The 3,308-nt window shown below is 63.5% G+C and carries 3 protein-coding genes; 1 reads left to right on the forward strand and 2 read right to left on the reverse strand.

Translation table 11 applies throughout. The annotated features are described in order from the left end of the window. Window positions 1–424 precede the first annotated feature (424 nt). Window positions 425–1,363, forward strand: coding sequence for an integrase domain-containing protein (locus tag AC1Q5S_RS22145; RefSeq protein WP_492239443.1), 939 nt, complete (start codon window positions 425–427; stop codon window positions 1,361–1,363). A gap of 270 nt (window positions 1,364–1,633) precedes the next feature. Here the strand turns inward: AC1Q5S_RS22145 and AC1Q5S_RS22150 are convergent, their stop codons facing one another. Together AC1Q5S_RS22150 and AC1Q5S_RS22155 are read right to left on the reverse strand one after the other, a co-directional pair. Beyond that, on the reverse strand, window positions 1,634–1,822 hold the full coding sequence (locus tag AC1Q5S_RS22150) for a hypothetical protein (protein WP_492239444.1): 189 nt from the start codon (window positions 1,820–1,822) through the stop codon (window positions 1,634–1,636). Then, a complete protein-coding gene (locus AC1Q5S_RS22155; protein WP_492239445.1) occupies window positions 1,819–2,427 on the reverse strand; it encodes a helix-turn-helix domain-containing protein in 609 nt (202 codons plus the stop codon). Before AC1Q5S_RS22155 ends, AC1Q5S_RS22150 begins: the two co-directional genes overlap by 4 nt. Window positions 2,428–3,308: the final 881 nt, after the last annotated feature.

The raw sequence follows: 3,308 nt of genomic DNA on the forward strand, positions 1-3,308 counted from the left end.
TCTCTGTGTCAACACAGAGACGGGTGCAGCCCGTCGCCCCGCAAGCCACGCCCAGCGTGGATTTCGGGGCGTTCCACCGCGCGTGAAAACGCGTGAGGTCATCAAAAAAGCCGCGGACGAGGACGCACCCAGCATTGGCTGGGATGCACGCCTGACCAGCACCTCTAGGCCACCGATGACCCATGAAGCAGCGTTTGGCACCGCTTTAAAAATTGCCGCCTCCATGCCTGCCGAGAGCACATCTCGCGCGTCAAAACTTACCGCCTTAGGGGGGTCTTGGAGGTGCCGGAACTTCGCGTCTTTGAGGGCTTACGCCCCTCCAAGACCCCCTGTCTGATGGCGGCGCGAACCCGGCTGGATGGGCAGCTTGTTGCCCATTCAAAGCCGTTCGTTGAGCGGCTTTGAATGAGCACCAGGAGCGCAAATGAGCAGAAATTTCGGCATCGGCAGTCGAGACATGGGGAGGGCTGGCCAAATGGCCCTGGACCGGGCTGCGACGGCTGGCGGCGTGTCGTTTTCGACGGCGGCGACCAATGCGGATCGATGGAACGACTTCACCAGCTGGGCCAGGGAGCAGGGCATCAAGCGCATGGAAGACGTGACCCCTGAATCGGTGCGCGACTACGGCCTGCAGCTGGCCACGCGCGTCGAGGATGGGCAGCTGGCGGCCTCTACGGCACAAAACAGGGTCAGTGCCGTCAACAGCGTGATGGGCATGGCCACGAGGGGCGAATGGCGCAGCGTGAGCCCGACCAAGGAGTGCGGCATTCAGGAGCGCTGCGCTGTCCGTGAGGACGCGCCTGGCGCGCTGGATCGCGCCGCCTACGGCCAGGCCTTGGCCGCTGTGCGCGAGCAGGTTGGCGAGCGTGCGGCGGCCACGGTGGAGCTTGCGCGCGAGTTGGGCCTGCGGTCAAAGGAGGCATCACTACTCGATGCCCGATCTGCACTCCATGAAGCTCTCCAGCGGGGGGCCGTGACGATCAGTGACGGCACCAAGGGCGGGCGAGAGCGCGAGATCTCGATCACATCGCCGGTGCAAGTGCAGGCACTGGAGCGGGCCGCTCATGCACAGGGCGATGCCATCGCCGTGATGCCCCCAGGCGATGACTGGCGAAGCTGGCGTGAGGGCGAATTGCGCGAGGCCCGCGAGGTAGTGCAGGAGCACACCGGGGGAGGTCTGCATGACCTGCGAGCGGCCTATGCCTGCGGCCGGTATGAGGCCCTTACAGGCCACGCCGCGCCATGCGCGGGGGGCACTATCAACGATCGCGCCGCCGACCTGGTGGCACGTCTGAAAATCAGCGAGGAGCTTGGCCATGGACGCGCCGAGGTGGTGGCCGAGTACGTAGGGGGTCGTCGATGAATCTCCAGCAGCAAATCCAGCAACTCACCCGTGCCTATGTGCGCAAGGGTGGCAAGGACAACCGACGCCAGCAGACAGCACGCATGATGGCCTTTGCGGAGCACGCAGAGGGCCTAGGGGCGCGCGAAATAGGGCAGGTAGGGGGTAGGCATGTGGTGAGCTACTGGCGCGCCATACGCGCCTCTGGCGGCCTTGCGGATAGCACTCTGTACGGCCATTGGCTGGCCATCCGGGAGCTATGGAGGCTTGCGGAAAAGGCGGGCGATCCGCCTAGGCCGCGCCAACAGGAGGGCGAGCAGGCCGCAACCCCGCAATCTCGCGGTTGAAAAGCTCGTCCTCGGCCAGCTCTAGCCAGTCGGCCAGTTCCTGGCCGTGCAGCTCCTGGGCCGGGGTCACGTTCACGCTGAATTCATCCCGCAGGCGGGCTAGCGTGATCTGCATTTCGTTTTCGGATCTCATGCGATTTCTCCGGTTTCCGGGTCGATGTTCCCCAGGCGAAGCTGGCCACGGGCTTCCAGCTCGGCCTGAATGCTGGGCAGGTCTGGCTCCATGCCGGGGATGCTGGGCTGGCTTGGCGGATCTTCACCTGGGCCAGTTGGCAACTGGCGCTCACCTGGGAAAAGCACAGGAATTCTTTTGAGTGGTGGGCCGTCGAGATCGTCCTGATCATCTGCATCGGCAACAACATTGGCACTGAAAAGCGAAAGGTTCAATTTGTCCCTTGGCTTGTCCCAGGCCACTCGGTCATTCACCACGTAAGCACACTCTTTGCCTTTGCCCAGTCGCACGATCTGAATCCACTGATTGGCCGACAAGTCGGAGATGGCGGTGGCGATGGTTCTCTGGGACACCCCCAGGCGCTTGGCGAGCACAGACTGCGAAACCACCAGGGCGTTCTGGTCAACCATGTAGGCACACATGTAATGCAGCAGCGCGGAAGCCGTGGGCTTGTGAAGCGTAAAGCGAGCCCAAGCCTCGTGAGCTTTTTTGTCAGTCTGCACCCATCCGGACTTTTGTAACTCGCGCCCAATTGCTTTGGGTGCTGCAACCAGTTTCTCATTCATGGAAATCCATCTCCTGAAATTGTTGCTCAGATTTTACAATCCGCTTCCAATTTTTGGAAAGAAATGTCGTCAGACTGCATACCCCTATGCAACTCAGTTGCATAGGTTCTCCCAGGAAAAACAGAGAACTCTCTAAGAATCTTCAGGGAGCCTAAAACCGGGGGGCACCACCGCCCTGCTTGTGCTGCCTGCTGGACAAGCTGGCCCTACGTGGGCACATGTGGACAACGCTGCGCGTTGACGCACATGCACCCACTGCGGCGCCACCTTGACCACAGGGGCCCCGCCTACGGCCTGACGCGCTTCGCTTGCCAAACACCCATTTGAAAAAACAAAGGCAGGGAGCCCGCGCCCGCGAGGGCGCAGGGGGCGCAGCCCTGGGGGTCGGGGGGCGGCACGCCCCACGCGGAGGAGCGCCCTAGGCGCGGGCCGGAGGCCGCAAGCGCAGCGCGCAGCCCACCGAAGGATGGGCGTAGGGGGGTCGAATTCGCCCCCCCTCTGGGGGGGCTAGAGTAAGATCTGCGCACTTGCCTTTCGGCTTGTTCGTGGCCCTGTGCCACCCCTTCATCGACCTGGTTGCCACGGCGCCTTGTCACACGCCTCCCGGCGTTCATCTCCGCATCGCCTCGCGCGCTGCATGCGGCCCTAGCGCCGCCTCCTTTGCTGTCGGCGCAGCCTGACAGCCTGCGCATCTGTGCGCGCATCGCTCCCCTGCACCAGCCGCAACCCGGTTGCGGCTTGCACGCGTCAGCGTGCATGAACCAGTCCGACAGGACTGTGGGCGCCCCTGCGCCCATGCACCCGTCTCTGTGTCAACACAGAGACGGGTGCAGCCCGTCGCCCCGCAAGCCACGCCCAGCGTGGATTTCGGGGCGTTCCAC

The organism is Acidovorax sp. GW835-FHT14B10, assembly GCF_058793725.1.